Below are 22,431 nucleotides of genomic sequence, written 5' to 3' on the forward strand. Positions count from 1 at the left end.
GAAGCCTCCTCTCATATTAACGTTTTGTTTTCTTGTCATCAGCAGCGTGACCTTTGTATGTGCGCGTTGGCGCGAACTCACCGAGCTTATGACCGACCATGTCCTCTGTGATGTAAACTGGAACGTGTTTACGACCATCGTAAACAGCGATTGTGTGACCGATGAATTGTGGGAAAATTGTCGAACGACGAGACCATGTTTTGATCACTTGTTTTTGTCCAGTTTCATTCAATTTCTCGATTTTTTTCATTAAATGATCATCACAAAAAGGACCTTTTTTCAAGCTGCGACCCATAAGTGAACCTCCTTTCGTGATTGCTCTACGGTTCTTTTGAACCGTAGCTCAACCCCGTTATTTTTTACGACGACGTACGATAAATTTATCGGATTTATTTTTCTTCTTACGCGTTTTGAATCCAAGCGTTGGTTTACCCCATGGAGTCATTGGAGACTTACGTCCGATTGGTGCTTTACCTTCACCACCACCATGTGGGTGATCAACAGGGTTCATAACAGAACCGCGAACTGTTGGACGAATGCCTAACCAACGAGCGCGTCCAGCTTTACCGATGTTCACAAGCTCATGTTGTTCGTTACCAACTTGACCGACTGTCGCACGGCAAGTTGCCAAAATCATACGAACTTCACCTGAAGATAAACGAACAAGTACGTATTTACCTTCTTTACCAAGCACTTGTGCAGATGTACCTGCAGCGCGTACTAATTGTCCGCCTTTACCAGGTTTTAATTCGATATTATGAATAACTGTACCGACTGGAATGTTTGCTAAAGGTAATGCGTTACCTACTTTAATGTCCGCATCTGGACCTGACATAACTTCCATGCCAACTTGTAAGTTTTTCGGTGCGATGATGTAACGTTTTTCACCATCAGCGTAATGAATTAAAGCGATGTTCGCAGAACGGTTTGGATCGTACTCGATTGTAGCAACGCGTCCTGGAATGCCATCTTTATCGCGTTTGAAGTCAATAATACGATATTGACGTTTATGACCGCCACCTTGGTGACGAACAGTTAATTTACCTTGGTTGTTACGACCACCTTTTTTCTTTAAAGGCGCAAGTAACGATTTTTCCGGCTTATCTGTTGTAAGCTCAGAGAAGTCTAAAACCGTCATACCACGACGACCGTTAGACGTTGGCTTATATTTTTTAATCGCCATGTCCGTTTCCCTCCTTCACTTTTAAACTTATACTTCAAATAGTTCGATCTCTTTGCTGTCTGGCGTTAACGTAACAATCGCTTTGCGGCGGCGGTTTGTTAATCCGCTATAACGACCAACACGTTTGAACTTTCCTTTATAGTTCATAATGTTGACCTTCGCTACTTTCACGCCGAAGATCGCTTCGATCGCGTCTTTTACTTCTGTTTTGTTCGCTTTCACATCAACTTCGAACGTATATTTTTTCTCACCCATTAACTCTGTTGAACGTTCAGTAATGACGGGGCGCTTAATAATATCGCGAGGATCTTTCATTATGCAAGCACCTCCTCTACTTTTTCCACGGCAGCTTTTGTAATGACAAGCTTGTCGTGGTTGAGTACATCGAGAACGTTAATTCCGCTTGCTGTCACAACTGTCACTCCTGGAATGTTGCGAGCTGAAAGAATGACGTTCTCATTCGCATCTGCTGTTACGATTAACGCTTTGCGATCAACAGAAAGGTTGTTTAAAATTTTAACCATTTCTTTTGTTTTTGGTGCTTCAAGTGCTAAATTGTCTAATACGACGATGTTGTTTTCAAGCACTTTTGAAGATAATGCTGATTTAATTGCTAAGCGACGAACTTTTTTCGGAAGTTTGTAGCTGTAGCTACGTGGAACTGGACCGAATACAACACCACCGCCACGCCATTGTGGAGAACGAATCGATCCTTGGCGAGCACGTCCAGTACCTTTTTGGCGCCATGGTTTACGACCACCGCCGCTTACTTCTGCACGATTTTTTGTTTTATGAGTTCCTTGACGCAAGGAAGCACGTTGCATAATTACCGCTTCAAATAACACACTTTTGTTCGGTTCAACACCAAACACGGCATCGTTTAATTCGATTTCACCGATGTTTTCTCCGTTTTGGTTATACAATGCTACTTTTGGCATTGGGTATTTCCTCCTTTCTTAAAGAAATTATTTCGCTTTAACCGCGCTTTTAATAATAACAAGCCCTTTGTTTGGACCTGGTACGTTTCCTTTAATTAAGATTAAGTTGCGTTCTGGGTCTACTTTCACAACTTTTAAGTTTTGTACTGTTACACGCTCGCCACCCATACGACCTGGAAGCTCTTTTGATTTGAATACACGGTTTGGAGCGATTGGACCCATTGAACCAGGACGACGATGGTAACGAGAACCGTGAGCCATTGGTCCGCGAGATTGTCCATGGCGTTTAATTACACCTTGGAAACCTTTACCTTTTGACGTACCAGTTACGTCAACGATTTCACCCTCGTTGAAAATGTCCACTTTTACTTCTTGACCTACTTCATATTCCGCAAGGTTCACACCACGAATTTCACGAATGAAGCGCTTAGGTGTGGTGTTTGCCTTCGCAGCATGACCTTTTTGAGGCTTGTTCGCTAACTTCTCACGCAAATCTTCAAAACCTAATTGAATCGCTTCGTAACCGTCGTTTTCAACTGTTTTCTTTTGAAGAACTACGTTTGGAGTAGCTTGAATGACCGTTACAGGAATAAGATCTCCGTTTTCAGCGAACACTTGAGTCATGCCGATTTTTCTTCCTAAGATTCCTTTCATCTTTCACACCTCCTATATCACAATTACAACTTGATTTCAATATCGACACCAGATGGTAAGTCTAAACGCATTAAAGAATCTACTGTTTGTGGAGTCGGATTGACGATGTCAATTAAGCGTTTATGTGTGCGCATTTCGAATTGTTCACGAGAATCTTTGTATTTATGAACCGCACGTAAGATCGTGTATACCGTTTTTTCAGTTGGTAACGGAATCGGTCCAGATACAGTTGCGCCTGAACGCTTTGCAGTTTCCACAATTTTCTCAGCAGATTGATCAAGAATTCGATGATCATACGCTTTTAAACGAATACGAATTTTTTCTTTTGCCATTATTTTCCCTCCTTCTTCGCCTATTTTCAAAATAGACATTCTCCATGGAAATTTCCTTCACACTCGCCATGGCAAAGCGGCCGGGTGTGTCAGCAACCTTCCACTTCATCGCAGTCAAAGACCAACGTTTATTATTATATATAAAATTCATGGTCAATGCAAGCTTTTTATTTCTTTTCTCAACAAACTGCCTTTCCCATTATACATATTTCACAACTTATTTTCAATGGAACAAAAAAATAAGTGGTCTAGCTTGTCGCTAGACCACGTTTATCGATTACTCGATGATTTCAGATACAGAACCTGCACCTACTGTACGTCCACCTTCGCGGATCGAGAATTTTGTACCTTCTTCGATCGCGATTGGAGCGATTAATTCTACTGTCATTTCGATGTTGTCGCCAGGCATAACCATCTCAACGCCTTCTGGAAGTTGGATGATACCTGTTACGTCCGTTGTACGGAAGTAGAATTGTGGACGGTAGTTAGAGAAGAATGGAGTATGACGTCCACCTTCTTCTTTTGTTAATACGTAAACTTGCGCTTTAAATTTTGTGTGTGGAGTGATTGTTCCTGGTTTCGCTAATACTTGACCACGTTGTACTTCGTCACGAGAAACACCGCGAAGAAGCGCACCGATGTTGTCACCAGCTTCAGCTTGGTCAAGAAGCTTACGGAACATTTCAACACCTGTAACAGTTGTTGCTTTTGGCTCTTCAGAAAGACCGATGATTTCTACTTGGTCACCAACTTTTAAGATACCGCGCTCAACGCGACCTGTAGCAACTGTACCACGACCAGTGATTGAGAATACGTCCTCAACTGGCATCATGAATGGTTTGTCGATTTCGCGCTGTGGAGTTGGGATGTACTCATCAACAGCGTTCATAAGCTCGATGATTTTTTCTTCCCAAGCTGGATCTCCCTCAAGTGCTTTTAACGCAGAACCTTTAATTACAGGAACTTCGTCTCCAGGGAAGTCGTATTCAGATAATAGATCGCGAACTTCCATTTCAACAAGTTCTAAAAGTTCTTCGTCGTCTACCATGTCGCATTTGTTTAAGAATACAACGATGTAAGGTACGCCTACTTGGCGAGAAAGAAGAATGTGCTCACGAGTTTGTGGCATTGGACCGTCAGCAGCAGATACAACAAGGATCGCGCCGTCCATTTGCGCAGCACCTGTGATCATGTTTTTCACGTAGTCAGCGTGACCTGGGCAGTCAACGTGTGCATAGTGACGGTTGTCAGTTTCATACTCAACGTGTGCAGTTGAGATTGTAATTCCGCGCTCGCGCTCTTCTGGAGCAGCGTCGATTTGATCATACGCGCGTGCTTCTGCTTTACCTTGTTTCGCAAGAACTGTTGTGATTGCAGCTGTTAAAGTTGTTTTACCATGGTCAACGTGGCCGATTGTACCAATGTTGACGTGTGGTTTCGTGCGTTCGAATTTCGCTTTAGCCATTATAATATCCTCCTTAGTGTTTTTTTATAAGTATAGAATGCTCGGAAGTGAAAGTGCACAGCACGTCCACTTCCAAGTCTTACATAAGTATTTATACTTGAACAATGCTAGAAAATCAATTATTCACCTTTATTTTTTTTGATGATTTCCTCAGCAATGCTCTTCGGAACTTCTTCATAATGGTCAAATACCATTGTGAACGTTCCGCGACCTTGTGTATTTGAACGCAATGTAGTTGCGTATCCAAACATTTCAGAAAGTGGAACCATTGCGCGCACAACTTGTGCATTACCACGAGCTTCCATACCTTCGACGCGACCGCGACGAGAAGTGATGTCACCCATAATGTCACCTAAATATTCTTCAGGGACGATGACTTCTACTTTCATGATAGGCTCAAGCAATACAGGGTCACATTTTGCTGCTGCGTTTTTCAACGCCATTGAAGCAGCGATTTTGAACGCCATTTCGCTTGAGTCAACATCGTGGTAAGAACCGTCGAATAGCTTCGCTTTAATGTCGACAACTGGATATCCAGCAAGGACACCGTTTTGCATCGCATCTTCAAGACCTGCTTGGATTGCAGGGATGTATTCTCTCGGAACAACCCCACCAACGATCGCATTTTCGAATTCGAAGCCTTTTCCTTCTTCGTTTGGCGAGAACTCGATCCAAACGTGACCGTATTGACCGCGACCACCAGACTGGCGCACAAATTTACCTTCAACTTGTGCAGACTTACGGAATGTTTCGCGGTACGCAACTTGTGGAGCACCAACGTTTGCTTCGACTTTAAATTCGCGACGCATACGGTCAACGATAATATCAAGGTGAAGCTCACCCATACCTGCGATAATTGTTTGACCTGTTTCTTGGTCTGTCCATGCACGGAATGTTGGGTCTTCTTCTTGAAGTTTTTGTAACGCTGTGCTCATCTTATCTTGGTCAGCTTTTGACTTCGGTTCGATCGCGATTTGAATAACTGGTTCTGGGAATTGCATAGACTCCAAGATTACTGGGTCTTTTTCATCACACAAAGTATCACCAGTTGTTGTATCTTTTAAACCTACAGCTGCCGCAATGTCACCTGCATAAACTTGTGCAATTTCTTCGCGGTGGTTTGCGTGCATTTGTAGAATACGACCGATACGTTCACGCTTACGTTTTGTTGAGTTCAACACGTAAGAACCAGAGTTTAATGTACCTGAGTATACACGGAAGAACGTCAACTTACCAACGTAAGGGTCTGTCATAATTTTGAACGCTAACGCTGCAAATGGAGCATCGTCGCGCGCTTCACGAACTGTTTCTTCTTCTGTATCAGGAACAGTTCCTTTGATCGCAGGAATGTCGACTGGAGATGGTAAGTAGTCAACAACTCCGTCAAGCATTAATTGAACACCTTTGTTTTTGAATGCAGAACCACAGAATACAGGGAAGAATTGCACAGAAATTGTCGCTTTACGAATGGCAGCTTTTAATTCTTCATTCGTAATTTCTTCCCCTTCTAAATATTTCATCATTAATTCTTCATCAAGCTCTGCAACCGCTTCGATTAACTTACCGCGATATTCTTCTGCCATATCACGATAGTCTTCAGGAATCTCGATGCGCTCGATATTTTTTCCTAATTCATCGTGATAATGGTACGCGCACATTTCAACAAGATCAATGATACCTGTGAATTGATCTTCTGCACCAATCGGCAATTGAACAGGGTGCGCATTCGCTTGTAAACGTTCATGAAGCGTTTTAACAGAGTATAAGAAATCTGCGCCAATCTTGTCCATTTTGTTGACGAAAACGATACGTGGTACGCCGTATGTAGTCGCTTGGCGCCATACTGTTTCTGTTTGCGGCTCTACGCCTGATTGTGCGTCTAATACCGCGACTGCACCGTCTAATACACGCAGTGAACGCTCAACTTCTACCGTGAAGTCGACGTGTCCAGGTGTATCGATGATGTTAACGCGATGGCCTTTCCATTGAGCTGTTGTTGCCGCGGACGTAATTGTAATTCCGCGCTCTTGCTCTTGCTCCATCCAGTCCATCGTTGCTGCGCCCTCATGAACTTCACCGATTTTATGAACGCGTCCTGTGTAGAAAAGAATACGCTCTGTCGTTGTTGTTTTACCGGCGTCAATATGGGCCATGATTCCAATATTGCGAGTGTTTTCTAAGGAGAACTGTCTTGCCATATGGATTTTTTCTCCTTCCTTATAATGAAGTATCGTAATTTAATTTACATATAGGAATATAGGCGAATGAGCGATGGGCATGCTTTTTTAGTTTCAACCGCATCGCTCTCACCTATTCTTAATTTAACGAAAAAATTACCAACGATAGTGTGCAAACGCTTTGTTTGCTTCTGCCATTTTGTGTGTATCTTCGCGTTTTTTCACAGCTGCACCTGTGTTGTTTGCAGCATCCATGATTTCGTTCGCTAAACGCTCTTCCATCGTTTTTTCTCCACGAAGACGAGCGTAGTTAACGATCCAGCGAAGACCTAATGTTGTACGGCGCTCTGGGCGCACCTCAACAGGAACTTGATAGTTTGCACCACCAACACGGCGTGCGCGAACTTCAAGAACTGGCATAACGTTTTTCAACGCTTGCTCAAACACTTCCATTGGATCTTTACCTGTGCGCTCACGAATGATATCGAACGCTGTGTAAAGAATTTTTTGCGCTTTACCTCTTTTACCGTCAATCATAATTTTATTGATTAAACGTGTAACTAGCTTTGAATTGTAAATTGGATCTGGTAACACATCTCGTTTAGGAACCGGACCTTTACGTGGCATAGTTTTTCCTCCTTTCAGTAAAAATCAGCGAAAAATGATGCATGTTATTTCTTAGCTGCTTTTGGTTTTTTCGCACCGTATTTTGAACGACCTTGCATACGGTTCGCTACACCTGCAGTATCTAAAGCACCGCGAACGATGTGGTAACGTACCCCTGGTAAGTCTTTTACACGTCCACCGCGAATTAATACAACGCTGTGTTCTTGTAAGTTATGACCGATACCCGGGATGTAAGCAGTTACCTCGATACCATTAGATAAACGTACACGGGCATATTTACGAAGCGCGGAGTTTGGCTTCTTTGGTGTCATTGTACCTACACGTGTACATACTCCACGTTTTTGCGGAGAGTAAACAGTTGTTTGAACTTTTTTGAAGCTGTTATACCCTTTATTTAACGCAGGTGATTTAGATTTCACTACCTTTTTTGTACGACCTTTGCGTACAAGCTGGTTAATTGTAGGCATGGTAAGTTTCCTCCCTTCACAATTAAATTCAAGCCCACACATCCAGGTGGCTCATTTTTATGCAAAAACAAAGTTTTTGTAGTAAACCCACAAAAACAGTTTTTAACGAATGATTGCAACAGCCGCTGCTCCTACATCGATTTTGCATGCTTTTCCGAGCTTTTTCATCGAGTCGACTTTATAAACAGGCACATTCGCTACATTCGCAGCTTCGATCACTTTGTCAATGATCGCTTTATCCGCATCTTCTGCGATCACAAGTTCATGTACCTTTCCATCTTTCAGAGCTCGTACTGTTTGTTTTGTTCCTACGATAATTTGTTTAGCCTGTGCGACTTTTTCATAAGACACGTAACATATCCTCCAAAGTGACAGGTTTTCGGAACACCTTTATTATGCTATCACTTTCTGAGAGCTATGTCAACTATATTTTTTCAACCTATTGCTAGCGAATGATGCTAGCAATAGGTTGACCGTTATTTTGTTGTCACAGCATCTTCATCTTTTGTTGTTTTAATGACCGGTTTTACTTTGCGATAGCGTGCCATTCCTGTTCCTGCTGGAACAAGTTTACCAATAATGACGTTCTCTTTTAATCCGAGCAATTCGTCGCGTTTTCCTTTGATCGCTGCATCCGTTAAGACGCGTGTCGTTTCTTGGAATGATGCCGCAGACAAGAACGAGTCTGTTTCAAGCGACGCTTTCGTAATTCCAAGCAATACTGGGCGAGCTGTTGCTGGACGTTTCCCTTCCATCAACACTTTCGCATTCGCATCCGTAAATTGATGGATGTCAAGCAACGTTCCTGGCAACAAGTCCGTATCCCCTGCGTCAATGACGCGAACTTTTCGAAGCATTTGGCGAACCATCACTTCGATATGTTTATCGCTAATTTCTACCCCTTGCATGCGGTATACTTTTTGCACTTCGCGCAACAAGTACTCTTGAACAGCATTCATATCTTTGACTCTCAATAGTTCTTTCGGGTCAATCGAACCTTCTGTTAGTTCTTGACCACGTTCAACCTTCTGTCCTTCTTGTACTTTGAGACGTGCGCTATAAGGGGCTGTATACGTACGCGTCTCGACTTCACCTTGGATGACGATCTCACGTTGACGATCACGCGTTTCATTAACGGCCACAACAACACCATCAATTTCTGAAATGACCGCTTGCCCTTTCGGATTACGCGCCTCAAACAATTCTTGTACGCGCGGTAAACCTTGTGTAATATCGTCTCCTGCTACCCCACCTGTGTGGAACGTACGCATTGTCAGCTGTGTACCCGGCTCACCGATCGATTGTGCTGCGATAATACCAACCGCTTCACCAACTTCCACTTCTGCACCAGTTGCCAAGTTGCGTCCGTAACATTTTTTACATACACCATGACGTGTATTACATGTAAATGCCGAACGAATCCACACTTCTTCAATGCCAGCTTTTACAATAGCATTTGCGATATCTTCTGTAATCATTTCATTTTCACGCACAAGCACTTCGCCTGTTTCCGGATGTTTCACCGTTTTGCGCGCGTAACGTCCAACGAGACGCTCTTCAAGCTTCACAATCACTTCTGTACCGTCTTTTAACGCACGAATTAACGTACCGCGGTCTGTACCGCAATCGTCTTCACGAATAATGACGTCTTGTGCAACGTCAACGAGACGACGTGTTAAATAACCAGAGTCAGCTGTTTTTAACGCTGTATCAGCAAGACCTTTACGCGCTCCGTGGGTCGAAATAAAGTACTCAAGTACCGTTAATCCTTCACGGAACGAAGATTTAATCGGAAGCTCGATAATACGTCCTGCTGGGTTCGCCATTAATCCGCGCATACCTGCAAGCTGCGTAAAGTTCGATGCGTTACCGCGGGCTCCTGAGTCGCTCATCATGAAAATTGGATTTCGTTTATCAAGCGACTCCATTAAGCGGCCTTGAATTTTATCTTTTGCCGCACTCCAAATTGAAATGACACGTTCATAACGCTCTTCATCCGTAATTAAACCGCGTCTAAATTGTTTTAATACCGTATCAACTTTCGCTTGCGCCTCTTCTAAAATTTCTTGTTTTTCCGGCAAGACAACAATGTCAGCTACACCGATTGTGATACCTGCTTTTGTTGAGTATTTAAAGCCAAGGTCTTTCATACGGTCAAGCATTTTAGACGTTTCTGTAATTTTGAAACGTTTAAATACTTCCGCAATGATGTTACCAAGAATTTTCTTCTTAAACGGCGGAACGAGTTCGCGTTTGCGAATTTCTTCTTTCACGTTCACACCTTTATCAAGGAAATATTTATCTGGTGTTCGTTCTTCAATGTTTTCTTGCGTCGGTTCATTAATATATGGGAATGACTTCGGCAAAATTTCATTGAAGATTAACTTTCCGACAGTCGTTACAAGCAACTTATTATTTTGCTCTTCTGTAAACGTTTCGTTTTTCAGCGAACTTGCATGGACCGCAATACGTGTATGCAGGTGAACATAACCGTTATGGTAAGCCAGCAACGCCTCATCCGTATCTTTAAACACCATTCCTTCACCGACTGCACCTTCACGTTCCATCGTTAAATAGTAGTTTCCTAAAACCATGTCTTGTGAAGGAGTAACAACTGGTTTTCCGTCTTTCGGGTTTAAAATATTTTGCGCCGCAAGCATCAGTAGACGTGCTTCAGCTTGTGCCTCTGCCGAAAGCGGTACGTGCACAGCCATTTGGTCGCCGTCAAAGTCTGCGTTATAGGCAGTACATACAAGCGGATGCAAGCGGATTGCACGACCTTCTACAAGCGTCGGCTCAAACGCTTGAATGCCAAGACGGTGAAGCGTTGGTGCACGGTTTAATAGCACTGGGTGTTCTTTAATGACAGACTCTAAAACATCCCAAACTTCTGGGTGCACGCGCTCAATTTTCCGCTTCGCACTTTTAATGTTGTGCGCTAAGCCGCGTTCCACTAATTCTTTCATAACAAACGGCTTAAACAATTCAAGCGCCATTTCTTTTGGCAAGCCGCATTGATACATTTTTAAGTTCGGGCCGACGACGATAACGGAACGACCAGAATAGTCAACGCGCTTACCGAGCAAGTTTTGACGGAAACGACCTTGCTTTCCTTTTAACATATGGGAAAGCGATTTAAGCGGACGATTTCCTGGTCCTGTGACCGGGCGGCCACGACGACCGTTATCAATTAGCGCATCAACCGCTTCTTGAAGCATTCGTTTTTCGTTTTGAACAATAATGTTCGGCGCCCCAAGGTCTAATAGACGTTTTAAGCGGTTGTTTCGGTTAATGACTCGACGATATAAGTCGTTTAAGTCAGATGTCGCAAAACGTCCGCCATCTAACTGTACCATCGGACGCAACTCCGGCGGAATGACCGGAAGCACATCTAATACCATCCACGATGGGTCGTTACCAGAGTTACGGAACGCTTCAAGCACTTCAAGACGTTTAATCGTGCGAGCACGACGTTGTCCTTGTGCTGTTTTTAGTTCTTCTTTTAACGTCTCTACTTCTTTTTCAAGATCGATATCTTGTAACAGTTTTTTAATCGCCTCTGCACCCATTGAAGCTTGGAATGAATTTCCGTACTTCTCGCGATATGCGCGATACTCTTTTTCAGAAAGCAATTGTTTCTTTTCTAATGGCGTATCGCCTGGATCCGTCACGACGTAAGATGCAAAGTAAATGACTTCTTCTAGCGCACGAGGGGACATGTCTAAGACAAGTCCCATGCGGCTAGGAATTCCTTTAAAGTACCAAATATGTGAAACAGGGGCTGCTAGTTCAATATGACCCATGCGCTCACGGCGAACTTTTGCACGTGTCACTTCAACACCGCATCGGTCACAAACGACACCTTTATAACGAACGCGCTTATATTTTCCGCAATGACATTCCCAGTCTTTTGTCGGACCAAAAATGCGTTCGCAAAACAGACCATCTTTTTCTGGTTTTAATGTTCGATAGTTAATCGTTTCTGGTTTTTTAACTTCACCATACGACCAAGAACGAATTTTCTCGGGTGAAGCGAGTCCGATCTTCATATATTCAAACTTATTTACATCTAACAAGGGGCCTACCTCCCTTTTAATATCCAGGTTTTACCCTTATGTCCAAACGCTATTCTTTTACAACAACGCCTTCATCTTCTTTGGCTGACTCATCTGTAGGTGGGATGATGTCAACTGGTTGAACGTCATCATCTTCCCCGAAGTTTTCCATGCTAATTTCTTTTTCATCGCTTGATAACACTGTTACGTCCATACCTAAGCTTTGTAGCTCTTTAATTAATACTTTGAAAGATTCAGGAACGCCTGGTTCTGGAACGTTTTCACCTTTCACGATCGCTTCGTACGTTTTCACACGACCAACCACGTCGTCTGATTTGACAGTTAAAATTTCTTGCAATGTGTAAGCTGCACCGTATGCTTCAAGCGCCCATACTTCCATCTCACCGAAACGCTGACCACCAAACTGCGCTTTTCCGCCGAGCGGTTGTTGCGTAACAAGTGAATATGGACCTGTCGAGCGAGCATGTAACTTATCGTCAACCATGTGCGCGAGCTTAATCATATACATAATACCGACAGAAACACGATTATCAAACGGCTCTCCTGTGCGTCCGTCATATAAAACTGTTTTCGCATCGCGCGCCATTCCTGCCTCTTCTAACGTTGCCCATACATCTTCTTCACGAGCACCGTCAAATACAGGTGAAGCGACATGAAGGCCTAGCTTTCTCGCCGCCATTCCGAGATGCAACTCGAGCACTTGCCCGATATTCATACGCGAAGGTACGCCTAGCGGGTTTAACATGATATCAACTGGTGTACCATCTGGTAAAAACGGCATGTCTTCCTCAGGTAAAATGCGCGAAATAACACCTTTATTTCCGTGGCGACCTGCCATTTTGTCACCTTCAGAAATTTTCCGTTTTTGTACAATATACACACGAACAAGCTGGTTCACACCTGGCGGCAACTCATCGCCATCTTCGCGAGTAAACACTTTGACATCAAGAACGATTCCGCCTCCACCGTGCGGTACGCGTAAAGACGTATCTCGAACTTCACGCGCCTTCTCACCGAAAATCGCATGAAGTAATCGTTCTTCAGCTGTTAATTCCGTAACCCCTTTTGGTGTTACTTTTCCAACGAGCAAGTCGCCATCTTTTACTTCTGCACCGATGCGTACAATCCCGCGCTCATCTAGATTGCGAAGCGCGTCTTCACCGACGTTCGGAATATCGCGCGTAATTTCCTCTGGACCGAGCTTCGTATCGCGCGCTTCAGATTCGTATTCCTCGATATGAATGGACGTATATACATCGTCTTTAACGAGACGCTCGCTCATAATAATCGCATCTTCGTAGTTGTATCCGTCCCATGTCATAAACGCAACAAGCACGTTGCGACCAAGCGCTAATTCACCTTTTTCCATCGATGGACCGTCGGCTAAAATTTCACCCTTCTCAACGATATCTCCAGCCTTAACGATCGGGCGTTGATTGTAGCACGTTCCTTGGTTTGAACGAACAAACTTCAACAGACGATATTTATCTAAGTCACCTTTGACTTCTTTTCCATCGACTTCGATTAAACGGCGTACCCAAATTTCTTTCGCCTCGACTCGCTCAACAATTCCGCGATGCTTACAAATAACTGCTGCTCCGGAATCTTTCGCTGCGACATATTCCATTCCTGTACCGACGATTGGCGCCTCTGGCTGCATAAGCGGAACAGCTTGACGTTGCATGTTCGCACCCATAAGCGCACGGTTCGAGTCATCGTTTTCTAAGAACGGAATGCACGCTGTCGCCACCGACACAACTTGTTTTGGAGAAACGTCTACATAGTCGACACGATCTCGCTTAACAACGATGTTTTCACCACGGAAGCGAGCAACAACGTTTTCTTCTAAAAATGTTCCATCTTCCGCAATCGGAACGTTCGCTTGGGCAACGACGTAATTATCTTCCTCATCCGCCGTTAAATAGTCAATTTGATTCGTTACTTTCCCTGTTTCAGGATCGACGCGGCGATAAGGAGTTTCAATAAAGCCAAATTTATTCACTTTCGCATATGTGGAAAGCGAGTTAATCAATCCGATGTTCGGACCTTCTGGCGTTTCGATTGGACACATGCGTCCATAGTGCGAGTAGTGAACGTCACGCACTTCAAAGCCTGCGCGTTCACGCGTTAAACCACCTGGACCAAGGGCAGAAAGACGACGTTTATGTGTCAATTCTGCAAGCGGGTTTGTTTGATCCATAAATTGCGATAACTGCGAGCTTCCGAAAAACTCTTTAATAGCCGCAATGACTGGACGAATATTAATGAGTTGCTGTGGTGTAATTGTGTTTGTATCTTGAATGGACATCCGTTCACGAACGACGCGCTCCATGCGCGAAAGTCCGATTCGGAATTGATTTTGCAGCAACTCGCCAACAGAACGAAGTCGGCGATTTCCTAAATGGTCGATATCGTCTGTATCACCGACTCCATGCAATAAGTTAAAGAAGTAGCTAATAGATGCAATAATATCTGCAGGTGTAATATGTTTTACCGTTTCTGGAATATATCCATTACTAATGACCGTGATGACTTTTTCGCCATCTGGATCGTTTGGAGCGTAAATTTTGATTGCTTGCAAAGCAAATTCATCTTCGACAACGCCCCCAAGCGGTTGGTATTTACGCATACCAATCCCTTTTTCAAGCTCAGGTAAAATGCGATCGAGCGTTCTCCGATCGAGAACCGTTCCTTTCTCAGCAATCACTTCACCCGTTTCCGGATGAACGAGCGTCTCCGCTAAACGTTGACCAAATAAACGGTTTTTAATATGGAGCTTTTTGTTAATTTTATAACGACCAACACTTGCTAAATCATATCGTTTTGGATCAAAGAAACGAGAGATGAGCAAGCTTTTTGCGTTTTCAACGGTAGGCGGCTCCCCTGGACGTAACCGTTCATAAATTTCAAGCAACGCTTTTTCTGTACTTTCTGTATTGTCTTTTTCTAACGTATTACGAATATACTCATTATCACCAAGTAAATCGACAATCTCTTGGTCCGAGCCAAAGCCTAACGCTCGTAATAATACGGTTACAGGCAACTTACGCGTACGATCAATGCGAACGTAAACAACGTCTTTTGCATCTGTTTCGTATTCAAGCCATGCACCGCGGTTCGGAATAACAGTAGCCGTAAAGCCACGTTTTCCGTTTTTATCTACTTTTCCGCTGTAATATACGCTCGGTGAACGAACAAGCTGAGAAACGATAACACGTTCAGCACCATTAATAATGAATGTGCCCGTTTCTGTCATTAATGGGAAGTCTCCCATAAATACGTCTTGTTCTTTTACTTCACCTGTTTCTTTATTGATTAAGCGTACTTTCACCCGAAGCGGTGCTGCGTATGTAACATCGCGTTCTTTTGACTCTTCTACAGAGTACTTCGGCTCTCCTAAGCTGTAATCAATAAATTCTAGTGACAAATTTCCTGTAAAATCTTCGATCGGTGAAATGTCTTGAAACATTTCACGCAATCCTTCGTCGAGAAACCACTGGTAAGAAGAAGTTTGAATTTCGATTAAGTTCGGTAACTCCAACACTTCACTAATGCGCGCATAACTTCTTCGTTGGCGGTGTCGTCCGTATTGAACTAGTTGACCTGTCAACTGATTCACCCCTCAAATCAAACATTAATAACTTGTCATCAGACAAAAAAGAAATGGTTTCTTATAAGAAAACCACATGTTTGACCTATTATATATTTTATAAGTTTTTCCTTTAAAACTAAAATTATACATACATACACAGCATACGTAAACTAAAAAAAATACACATTTAGCATTTTATAATGGTACCATACACAAAATTGAGCGTCAAGCTTTTTGTGCTCGAATAATAAAGTAACCTTTTTTCTTTTCCACAACATCAACTTCATCAAAAATCGTTTTTAACTTTTCTAATGCAGATGGAGCCCCTTGCTTCTTTTGAATGACAACCCATAACTGTCCGCCAGAAAGCAAGTAGTTTGCACTTTGTTCAAAAATCGAATGGACGACTGCTTTTCCAGCACGAATCGGTGGGTTTGTCACAATGGCAGCAAACGTTCCTTCTACTCGCTGAAATAAATCACTTATGTAAATTCGTGCATTTTCAATACCGTTTTGCTGTTTGTTTTTCTTCGCTAGTTCGATTGCTCGCTCATTTACATCGATCATATGCACAGTTCGATGCGGGAAATCTTTCGCTAGCGCTAAACCGATCGGTCCATATCCACAACCTACATCGAGAATATTTCCTTGCACATTCGGTTCAACAAATGTTTCAATTAGCAATCGCGAACCGAAGTCCACTTCTTTTTTTGAAAATACACCTTGATCGACCGTAAACAAAAACTGATGACCTCGCAACATATACGCCCATTGAAAAGGCTTACTTTCTACCGTTGGCCGTTCAGTATAGTAGTGATCACCCATCGTCTTCACCTCTCTTTTCTTCATTGTAAACGAACGAACATAAAAACACAAAGAAGCTCGCTACTACGAGCGAGCCTCTTTACATCATTACTTAATTTCAACTTTCGCGCCAGCTTCTTCAAGTTTCGCTTTAATTTCTTCAGCTTCTTCTTTAGAAACGCCTTCTTTAACTGGCTTTGGAGTGTTGTCTACTAAGTCTTTTGCTTCTTTTAAGCCAAGACCAGTAAGCTCACGCACAACTTTGATAACTTTGATTTTTTGTGCGCCGCCATCTGCAAGGATAACATCGAATTCAGTTTTTTCTTCAGCAGCAGCACCAGCAGCAGCACCGCCAGCAACTACTACAGGAGCAGCAGCAGTTACACCAAACTCTTCTTCAATTGCTTTTACTAAGTCGTTTAATTCTAAAACAGTCATATTTTTAACCGCTTCAATGATTTGTTCTTTAGTCATGATCGATCTTCCTCCTTAATGTTTTAATTTTAGGCGATTTGTAAATTAAGCACCTTGTTCTTCTTTTTTCTCAGCAACTGCTTTTGTAACAAGAGCGAAGTTGCGGATTGGTGCTTGAAGAACGCTAAGCAACATAGAGAGCAAGCCTTCGCGAGACGGAAGCTCTGCAAGCGCCTTAACTTCTTCAAATGTCGCTACGTTACCTTCGATGATACCTGCTTTAATTTTTAACGCATCGTTCTTTTTCGCGAATTCGTTTAAAATTTTCGCAGGAGCAACGACATCATCATTGCTGAATGCGATCGCATTCGGACCTGTTAACGTTTCATCTAAACCTTCTAAACCTAACTCAGCAACAGCACGGCGAGTTAATGTGTTTTTGTACACTTTGAACTCAATCCCTGCTTCGCGAAGTTGCTTACGAAGTTCTGTAACTTGCGCGACATTTAAGCCACGGTAATCAACGATGATCGTTGATTTGCTCGCACGAAGCTTTTCAGCAATCTCCGCTACTAACTGCTGCTTTTGTTCAAGTACGCTGCTCATGTCAACACCTCCTGTAGAAGTTGAGTTTCAACACCACTTATACCGTCCAATGAAAAACCTCCATGTCAACGTAGACATGGAGGCCCCTGAAAGTGCACGCATGCACTTATTTATCAGTTTCAACACCTCGGTAGGAAATTAAGCCTGCTTGAGGCACCTACTGTCTACGGTACAAATGATATTCGCTTTTCAAACAATGAATATTGTACTAAAGCGTTTCTAAAAAGTCAAGATCTATATTAGCGCGCAACAGCAACAGTAGAAGGATCCACTTTCACACCAGGACCCATTGTTGAAGCAACTGTTACATTTTTCACGTATGTGCCCTTCGCTGCTGCTGGCTTCACTTTCAAGATTGTTTCGTAAATTGTTGTGAAGTTTTCTACTAATTTTTCTGTATCAAACGATACTTTACCGATCGGCACATGGATGTTTCCAGCTTTGTCAACGCGATATTCCACTTTACCAGCTTTAATTTCGTTGACTGCTTTCGCCACATCAAATGTAACTGTTCCTGTTTTAGGGTTTGGCATTAATCCTTTCGGTCCTAAAATACGACCGATTTTACCAACTTCACCCATCATATCAGGAGTTGCGACGATGACATCAAACTCAAACCAACCTTGTTGAATTTTGTTGATGTAATCTGTATCGCCTACATAATCTGCACCAGCTGCTTCAGCTTCTTTCGCTTTTTCACCTTTCGCAAGCACTAGCACGCGGCGAACTTTACCTGTACCGTGCGGCAATACAACTGCACCACGGATTTGTTGGTCCGCTTTCTTCGGATCGACTCCTAAACGGAAAGCAACTTCTACTGTTGCGTCAAATTTCGCAACATTTGTCTTCTTCACTAATTCGATTGCTTCTTGCACATTATATGCTTTTGAGCGATCAATTAATTTCGCTGCCTCTAAGTAGCGTTTTCCTCTTTTTGGCATGTTTTATTTCCTCCTTTTTGTGGTTTTAACGGAAAGACCTCCCACGAATAAAGGTTGCGAAAACTATATAGTCCGCTTCCGCAACCTTCTCCAGCCAGATTAGTCTTCGATGACGATACCCATGCTGCGCGCTGTTCCTTCGATCATGCGCATAGCTGCTTCAATGCTCGCCGCGTTTAAGTCTGGCATTTTTGTTTCAGCAATCTCGCGAACTTTGTCGCGCTTTACTGTTGCCACTTTATTACGGTTTGGCTCACCAGAACCAGACTCGATACCAGCCGCTTTCTTCAGTAATACAGCAGCAGGTGGAGTTTTCGTAATAAATGTAAATGAACGGTCTTCATATACCGTAATTTCAACAGGAATAATTAAACCTGCTTGATCAGCTGTACGAGCGTTGAATTCTTTACAGAATCCCATGATGTTAACACCAGCTTGACCTAATGCTGGACCGACTGGTGGTGCTGGATTCGCTTTCCCTGCAGGAATTTGCAATTTGACAACTTTAATTACTTTTTTAGCCACGAGACACACCTCCTTAAGTCCGTGATGTGGTATTAGGGATGTTCCCTCCCACTCCATATATGAAAACAATCATCGCATTCGTCTCAATGATTGAGACATACTGACCTTAAAATATTATCACTTTTCTTTCCTATTTGCAAGTTGTTTACTATTATATTTTTTCGATTTGCGAAAAGTCAAGTTCTACCGGTGTTTCACGTCCGAACATATCAACAAGCACGGTTACTTTTTGTTTTTCCATCTCAATCTCTTGAATCGTTCCAACAAAATTTGCGAACGGTCCTTCTTTAATGCGAACCGCTTCATTCAATTCAAAATCAAATTCTAACTCAATCAAGTCGACACCCATTCGTTTTAAAATTGCCGAAACTTCTTCTTCGAGAAGCGGGGTCGGTTTTGATCCAGCGCCAGCTGAACCAACGAATCCTGTTACCCCCGGCGTATTGCGGACAACGTACCAAGAATCGTCTGTCATAATCATTTCTACAAGCACGTAACCCGGGAATACTTTCTTTTTAACAACTTTCTTTTTGCCGCCCTTTGTGTCTGTTTCTTCTTCTTCAGGCACGACGACACGAAAAATTTTATCTTGCATACCCATCGATTCAACGCGCTTTTCTAAGTTCGTTTTTACTTTATTCTCATAACCTGAATACGTATGAATAACATACCAATTCTTTTCCATTAGCTGGGACGATACCGTCCTTCCCTCCCTAAACAAATCTTTTTTAGGCAAAATAAAAACCCGTTACCGGGCTTTATTTCTGTTTGTTATCTTCCATTATACCATGGATATACTAGTCCTATTCAAGTATAAAACGAACTAACTCTGAAATTCCTAAATCGACAACCGCAAAAAATATAGTGAAAAATGCAACTGTCGCTAAAACAGTAATCGTATAATTCACTAGTTCTTTTCGTTTCGGCCAGCTGACTTTTTTCATTTCGCGAACAACTTCGCGGAAAAATTTCGTTACTCGTTGCATATAAAACCCTCCAACGTCTCGGGATCATCAACTACTTTGTTTCACGGTGAATCGTATGCGTATTGCATGTTTTACAAAACTTCTTCATCTCAAGTCGTTCATGGTGTTGCGCCACATTTTTCATCGTTGAATAATTTCTGTTTAAACATTGGCTACACGCTAAAATTACTTTTTTGCGCATACGTTTTCCTCCGATATACTACGTCTTAAAAACTGTATCACACAATATTTTTTTATGTCAATATTATAAACGAATCCCTTGAATTTCTACATACTTTTCAAGCTTGCGTTTTACGCGTTGCAACGCGTTGTCAATCGATTTCACATGGCGATTGAGCTCTTCAGAAATTTCTTGATATGATCGACCCTCTAAATAAAGAAGAAGCACTTTCCGCTCTAAATCGCTAAGCAGTTCAGTCATTTTTTCTTCAATATGATCGAACTCTTCGCGATTAATGATTAACTCTTCAGGATTTGTTATTTTCGTTCCCGAAAGAACGTCCATTAATGTACGGGCAGAATCATCTTCGTAAATCGGCTTGTCCAATGAAACATAACAATTAAGCGGAATATGTTTTTGGCGCGTAGCCATTTTTATCGCTGTAATCATTTGCCTCGTGATGCACAGCTCGGCAAACGCCTTGAACGATGACTGCTTATCTTCTTTAAAATCTCGGATCGCTTTATATAATCCGATCATTCCTTCTTGTACAATATCTTCGCGATCTGCACCGACTAAAAAATATGAACGTGCTTTCGCTCGGACAAAATTTTTATACTTATGAATTAAATAGTCAAGCGCCTCACTATCACCTTGATGCACAAGTTCTACAATCGTTTCATCTTCTAGTTGTTCATAACGGCTTTGTTGTTTTTCATTTGCATTCGCGCTCACGCCGATCCCCCCGCCCTGCACATGGATAAAAGTATTATACAGTACATTTTTTTACAGGGTCAATCGTTCATTTTTCCCCTCTTCGCCATTTTTCGAAAATTTTTGCGACTTCATCTGTCAGAGGAATTTTTGATATCGGCTTTTTTTGTTGAATATGCTTGACGTTGCTTGAAATATTTCGCTGCACCGCATCCACCTCAATGAGTAGCTCTCGTGCTGATTTGCGCAACGCCCCTTGACCAAAAATCGCCCATTGTTCTGTATAATCTGATGTAGCCACGTATACTTTCGTCCGAACTTTTTGGAGCGACTTTGCCAATTTCTCGATATGTTCATCTGCGGTTTCATTTTCTTTTGTGAAAATGACTTCTACTTGATGATCGACATATTTTTTTGTTGTTCCTTGTACGAGGTGTGCGTCAAAAACAATAATCACTTTACAGCCGGTAAATGCTTGATACTCCGCCATTCTCTCGACAAGTCGATCGCGCGCCAAAGCTAAATCTACATCCCGTAGTTCTCGCAATTCCGGCCAAGCACCGATGATGTTGTAGCCATCAACGATTAAAATATCCATCTTACTCACCTAATGGATGACGTTTTCGATACACCTCATACATTAACAAGCTAGCCGCAACGGAAGCATTTAACGATGTAACATGTCCAACCATCGGCAAGCGAACGAGCACATCGCACTTATCGCGTAATAAACGGCTTATTCCTTTTCCTTCACTACCAATGACTAACGCTAACGGGATGACCCCGTCTAGTTGGCGATAATCTTCATTTCCTTTTGCATCCGTTCCAAAAATCCAAACTCCCCGATCTTTCAATTCATCTACTGTTCGTGCTAAGTTCGTGACACGCGCAACAGGAACATGTTCAATTGCACCCGTTGACGCTTTTGCGACTGTTGCGGTCAAACCGACCGAACGACGCTTCGGAATAATAATGCCATGAGCACCTACTGCATCAGCCGTTCGCATAATGGATCCTAAATTGTGTGGATCTTCAAGTTCGTCTAAAATGATAAAAAGTGGTGCCTCTCCACGTTCTTCGGCTTTTTTGAACAAGTCATCTACGTCGTAGTATCGATATGCCGCAACTTGCGCAATGACCCCTTGATGATTCCCTTCGCTTAACTGGTCCATCTTTTTTTTAGGAACGTATTGCACCGTAATTCCCATCTCTTTAGCAAGCTGGATAATCGGCTGCATTTGACCGCGTTGCGAACCTTCAGCAATCCATATTTTATTCATTTCTCGTCCGGATTTTAATGCTTCCAATACCGGGTTTTTACCGATAATGAGATCCATGCGTTAAATCCCCCTTTCCTCATCATTGTGTTGTACATCAAACACCCATTGCATTAATTGATGAAGCCTCTCTTCATTCCCATTTAGAAAATGGTAGCCAATTAATGCTTCAAACCCTGTACTTTGACGATACGTTTGTACGTCTGTATTTTTCGGAGTGCTCACAGATTTTGCATTACGTCCACGTCGAACAACAGCAATTTCTTGCTCAGATAATTGATTGTGATTCAGCAACCATTGCAACACTTTCGCTTGTGCTTTAGCACAAACATACGTTTTTGCTAAGTTGTGTAAATCGTTTGGTTTTACTTTTCCTAAGGCAAGGAGATGATGCCGTACGAATAACTCGTATACGGCATCACCAATGTAAGCTAACGTTAAACCGTTTAACTGTTGAAAATCTTTAATTTTAGGAAACAAGTGCAACATTGTT

General features: G+C 42.6%; 25 protein-coding genes and 1 other annotated feature. All 25 genes read right to left on the reverse strand.

All coding sequences use genetic code 11. The features are described 5' to 3' along the window. Positions 1 to 16: 16 nt before the first annotated feature. The 25 genes from rpsS to ES017_RS14200 all read right to left on the reverse strand — a co-directional run bounded on the left by rpsS (position 17) and on the right by ES017_RS14200 (position 22,427). Positions 17 to 295 carry a 30S ribosomal protein S19 gene (gene rpsS / locus ES017_RS14080; protein WP_004888674.1) on the reverse strand — a complete coding sequence of 93 codons (279 nt, stop codon included), beginning with the start codon at positions 293 to 295 and terminating at the stop codon, positions 17 to 19. 57 nt (positions 296 to 352) lie between these two features. After that, positions 353 to 1,183, reverse strand: a complete 831-nt coding sequence (gene rplB / locus ES017_RS14085; RefSeq protein WP_009361493.1) for a 50S ribosomal protein L2 — start codon at positions 1,181 to 1,183, stop codon at positions 353 to 355. 27 nt (positions 1,184 to 1,210) lie between these two features. Further along, complete coding sequence (gene rplW, locus ES017_RS14090) at positions 1,211 to 1,498, reverse strand: 50S ribosomal protein L23 (RefSeq protein ID WP_004888670.1); 288 nt, start codon at positions 1,496 to 1,498, stop codon at positions 1,211 to 1,213. Further along, a complete protein-coding gene (gene rplD, locus ES017_RS14095; RefSeq protein ID WP_021095334.1) occupies positions 1,498 to 2,121 on the reverse strand; it encodes a 50S ribosomal protein L4 in 624 nt (207 codons plus the stop codon). Before rplD ends, rplW begins: the two co-directional genes overlap by 1 nt. 27 nt (positions 2,122 to 2,148) lie before the next feature. Next, positions 2,149 to 2,775 carry a 50S ribosomal protein L3 gene (gene rplC / locus ES017_RS14100; RefSeq protein WP_009361490.1) on the reverse strand — a complete coding sequence of 209 codons (627 nt, stop codon included), beginning with the start codon at positions 2,773 to 2,775 and terminating at the stop codon, positions 2,149 to 2,151. 23 nt (positions 2,776 to 2,798) lie between these two features. Continuing rightward, entirely contained in the window at positions 2,799 to 3,107 is a 309-nt protein-coding gene (rpsJ, locus tag ES017_RS14105) for a 30S ribosomal protein S10 (protein WP_021095335.1), read from the reverse strand. Positions 3,108 to 3,384: 277 nt separating this feature from the next. Then, positions 3,385 to 4,572: an elongation factor Tu gene (tuf, locus tag ES017_RS14110; RefSeq protein WP_021095336.1), complete on the reverse strand. Its 1,188-nt coding sequence runs from the start codon at positions 4,570 to 4,572 to the stop codon at positions 3,385 to 3,387. A gap of 119 nt (positions 4,573 to 4,691) precedes the next feature. Continuing rightward, positions 4,692 to 6,770: an elongation factor G gene (gene fusA / locus ES017_RS14115; RefSeq protein WP_021095337.1), complete on the reverse strand. Its 2,079-nt coding sequence runs from the start codon at positions 6,768 to 6,770 to the stop codon at positions 4,692 to 4,694. 135 nt (positions 6,771 to 6,905) lie between these two features. Next, on the reverse strand, positions 6,906 to 7,376 hold the full coding sequence (gene rpsG, locus ES017_RS14120) for a 30S ribosomal protein S7 (protein WP_021095338.1): 471 nt from the start codon (positions 7,374 to 7,376) through the stop codon (positions 6,906 to 6,908). A 44-nt stretch (positions 7,377 to 7,420) separates the two neighbouring features. Next, entirely contained in the window at positions 7,421 to 7,843 is a 423-nt protein-coding gene (rpsL, locus tag ES017_RS14125) for a 30S ribosomal protein S12 (RefSeq protein ID WP_003397652.1), read from the reverse strand. A 102-nt stretch (positions 7,844 to 7,945) separates the two neighbouring features. Beyond that, complete coding sequence (locus tag ES017_RS14130) at positions 7,946 to 8,194, reverse strand: 50S ribosomal protein L7ae-like protein (protein ID WP_021095339.1); 249 nt, start codon at positions 8,192 to 8,194, stop codon at positions 7,946 to 7,948. A gap of 125 nt (positions 8,195 to 8,319) precedes the next feature. Continuing rightward, positions 8,320 to 11,919 carry a DNA-directed RNA polymerase subunit beta' gene (gene rpoC / locus ES017_RS14135; protein WP_021095340.1) on the reverse strand — a complete coding sequence of 1,200 codons (3,600 nt, stop codon included), beginning with the start codon at positions 11,917 to 11,919 and terminating at the stop codon, positions 8,320 to 8,322. 49 nt (positions 11,920 to 11,968) lie between these two features. Then, complete coding sequence (rpoB, locus tag ES017_RS14140; RefSeq protein WP_009361485.1) at positions 11,969 to 15,529, reverse strand: DNA-directed RNA polymerase subunit beta; 3,561 nt, start codon at positions 15,527 to 15,529, stop codon at positions 11,969 to 11,971. A gap of 207 nt (positions 15,530 to 15,736) precedes the next feature. Next, the gene (locus ES017_RS14145) at positions 15,737 to 16,336 is read right to left on the reverse strand and encodes a class I SAM-dependent methyltransferase (protein WP_021095341.1); all 600 of its coding nucleotides are present in this window, start codon (positions 16,334 to 16,336) and stop codon (positions 15,737 to 15,739) included. 87 nt (positions 16,337 to 16,423) lie between these two features. Continuing rightward, complete coding sequence (gene rplL, locus ES017_RS14150) at positions 16,424 to 16,789, reverse strand: 50S ribosomal protein L7/L12 (protein WP_003397647.1); 366 nt, start codon at positions 16,787 to 16,789, stop codon at positions 16,424 to 16,426. A 45-nt stretch (positions 16,790 to 16,834) separates the two neighbouring features. Beyond that, a complete protein-coding gene (gene rplJ / locus ES017_RS14155) occupies positions 16,835 to 17,335 on the reverse strand; it encodes a 50S ribosomal protein L10 (RefSeq protein WP_009361483.1) in 501 nt (166 codons plus the stop codon). 42 nt (positions 17,336 to 17,377) lie between these two features. Then, positions 17,378 to 17,523, reverse strand: a sequence feature (ribosomal protein L10 leader region). A gap of 51 nt (positions 17,524 to 17,574) precedes the next feature. Beyond that, positions 17,575 to 18,276, reverse strand: a complete 702-nt coding sequence (gene rplA, locus ES017_RS14160) for a 50S ribosomal protein L1 (RefSeq protein ID WP_009361482.1) — start codon at positions 18,274 to 18,276, stop codon at positions 17,575 to 17,577. A 99-nt stretch (positions 18,277 to 18,375) separates the two neighbouring features. Next, the gene (gene rplK / locus ES017_RS14165) at positions 18,376 to 18,801 is read right to left on the reverse strand and encodes a 50S ribosomal protein L11 (protein ID WP_003397643.1); all 426 of its coding nucleotides are present in this window, start codon (positions 18,799 to 18,801) and stop codon (positions 18,376 to 18,378) included. Between the two features lie 151 nt (positions 18,802 to 18,952). Continuing rightward, positions 18,953 to 19,486, reverse strand: a complete 534-nt coding sequence (nusG, locus tag ES017_RS14170; RefSeq protein ID WP_021095342.1) for a transcription termination/antitermination protein NusG — start codon at positions 19,484 to 19,486, stop codon at positions 18,953 to 18,955. Between the two features lie 118 nt (positions 19,487 to 19,604). Beyond that, complete coding sequence (gene secE, locus ES017_RS14175; protein WP_021095343.1) at positions 19,605 to 19,787, reverse strand: preprotein translocase subunit SecE; 183 nt, start codon at positions 19,785 to 19,787, stop codon at positions 19,605 to 19,607. 31 nt (positions 19,788 to 19,818) lie between these two features. Continuing rightward, positions 19,819 to 19,968: a 50S ribosomal protein L33 gene (rpmG, locus tag ES017_RS14180; protein ID WP_042535879.1), complete on the reverse strand. Its 150-nt coding sequence runs from the start codon at positions 19,966 to 19,968 to the stop codon at positions 19,819 to 19,821. Between the two features lie 63 nt (positions 19,969 to 20,031). Beyond that, complete coding sequence (gene sigH, locus ES017_RS14185) at positions 20,032 to 20,682, reverse strand: RNA polymerase sporulation sigma factor SigH (protein WP_009361481.1); 651 nt, start codon at positions 20,680 to 20,682, stop codon at positions 20,032 to 20,034. Positions 20,683 to 20,749: 67 nt separating this feature from the next. Beyond that, the gene (locus ES017_RS14190; RefSeq protein ID WP_021095344.1) at positions 20,750 to 21,259 is read right to left on the reverse strand and encodes an NYN domain-containing protein; all 510 of its coding nucleotides are present in this window, start codon (positions 21,257 to 21,259) and stop codon (positions 20,750 to 20,752) included. A 1-nt stretch (position 21,260) separates the two neighbouring features. Further along, the gene (gene rlmB / locus ES017_RS14195; protein WP_021095345.1) at positions 21,261 to 21,998 is read right to left on the reverse strand and encodes a 23S rRNA (guanosine(2251)-2'-O)-methyltransferase RlmB; all 738 of its coding nucleotides are present in this window, start codon (positions 21,996 to 21,998) and stop codon (positions 21,261 to 21,263) included. 3 nt (positions 21,999 to 22,001) lie between these two features. Next, positions 22,002 to 22,427: a Mini-ribonuclease 3 gene (locus tag ES017_RS14200; RefSeq protein ID WP_021095346.1), complete on the reverse strand. Its 426-nt coding sequence runs from the start codon at positions 22,425 to 22,427 to the stop codon at positions 22,002 to 22,004. Between the last annotated feature and the right edge of the window lie 4 nt (positions 22,428 to 22,431).

It is taken from the genome of Anoxybacillus sp. EFIL (assembly GCF_013096955.1).
GTDB lineage: Bacteria > Bacillota > Bacilli > Bacillales > Anoxybacillaceae > Anoxybacillus > Anoxybacillus ayderensis.

What these genes read in the sequence shown, in the direction of transcription:
- rpmG (WP_042535879.1), bottom strand. Translation starts at nt 19,968, where the DNA reads ATGCGCAAAAAAGTAATTTTAGCGTGTAGCCAATGTTTAAACAGAAAT.
- rplC (WP_009361490.1), bottom strand. Translation starts at nt 2,775, where the DNA reads ATGAAAGGAATCTTAGGAAGAAAAATCGGCATGACTCAAGTGTTCGCT.
- rpsG (WP_021095338.1), bottom strand. Translation starts at nt 7,376, where the DNA reads ATGCCACGTAAAGGTCCGGTTCCTAAACGAGATGTGTTACCAGATCCA.
- fusA (WP_021095337.1), bottom strand. Translation starts at nt 6,770, where the DNA reads ATGGCAAGACAGTTCTCCTTAGAAAACACTCGCAATATTGGAATCATG.
- rplD (WP_021095334.1), bottom strand. Translation starts at nt 2,121, where the DNA reads ATGCCAAAAGTAGCATTGTATAACCAAAACGGAGAAAACATCGGTGAA.
- rpsL (WP_003397652.1), bottom strand. Translation starts at nt 7,843, where the DNA reads ATGCCTACAATTAACCAGCTTGTACGCAAAGGTCGTACAAAAAAGGTA.
- tuf (WP_021095336.1), bottom strand. Translation starts at nt 4,572, where the DNA reads ATGGCTAAAGCGAAATTCGAACGCACGAAACCACACGTCAACATTGGT.
- ES017_RS14145 (WP_021095341.1), bottom strand. Translation starts at nt 16,336, where the DNA reads ATGGGTGATCACTACTATACTGAACGGCCAACGGTAGAAAGTAAGCCT.
- rpsJ (WP_021095335.1), bottom strand. Translation starts at nt 3,107, where the DNA reads ATGGCAAAAGAAAAAATTCGTATTCGTTTAAAAGCGTATGATCATCGA.
- rplL (WP_003397647.1), bottom strand. Translation starts at nt 16,789, where the DNA reads ATGACTAAAGAACAAATCATTGAAGCGGTTAAAAATATGACTGTTTTA.
- ES017_RS14190 (WP_021095344.1), bottom strand. Translation starts at nt 21,259, where the DNA reads ATGGATATTTTAATCGTTGATGGCTACAACATCATCGGTGCTTGGCCG.
- rplJ (WP_009361483.1), bottom strand. Translation starts at nt 17,335, where the DNA reads ATGAGCAGCGTACTTGAACAAAAGCAGCAGTTAGTAGCGGAGATTGCT.
- nusG (WP_021095342.1), bottom strand. Translation starts at nt 19,486, where the DNA reads ATGGAAAAGAATTGGTATGTTATTCATACGTATTCAGGTTATGAGAAT.
- rplW (WP_004888670.1), bottom strand. Translation starts at nt 1,498, where the DNA reads ATGAAAGATCCTCGCGATATTATTAAGCGCCCCGTCATTACTGAACGT.
- ES017_RS14200 (WP_021095346.1), bottom strand. Translation starts at nt 22,427, where the DNA reads ATGTTGCACTTGTTTCCTAAAATTAAAGATTTTCAACAGTTAAACGGT.
- secE (WP_021095343.1), bottom strand. Translation starts at nt 19,787, where the DNA reads ATGCAACGAGTAACGAAATTTTTCCGCGAAGTTGTTCGCGAAATGAAA.
- rplA (WP_009361482.1), bottom strand. Translation starts at nt 18,276, where the DNA reads ATGCCAAAAAGAGGAAAACGCTACTTAGAGGCAGCGAAATTAATTGAT.
- rlmB (WP_021095345.1), bottom strand. Translation starts at nt 21,998, where the DNA reads ATGGATCTCATTATCGGTAAAAACCCGGTATTGGAAGCATTAAAATCC.
- rpsS (WP_004888674.1), bottom strand. Translation starts at nt 295, where the DNA reads ATGGGTCGCAGCTTGAAAAAAGGTCCTTTTTGTGATGATCATTTAATG.
- rplB (WP_009361493.1), bottom strand. Translation starts at nt 1,183, where the DNA reads ATGGCGATTAAAAAATATAAGCCAACGTCTAACGGTCGTCGTGGTATG.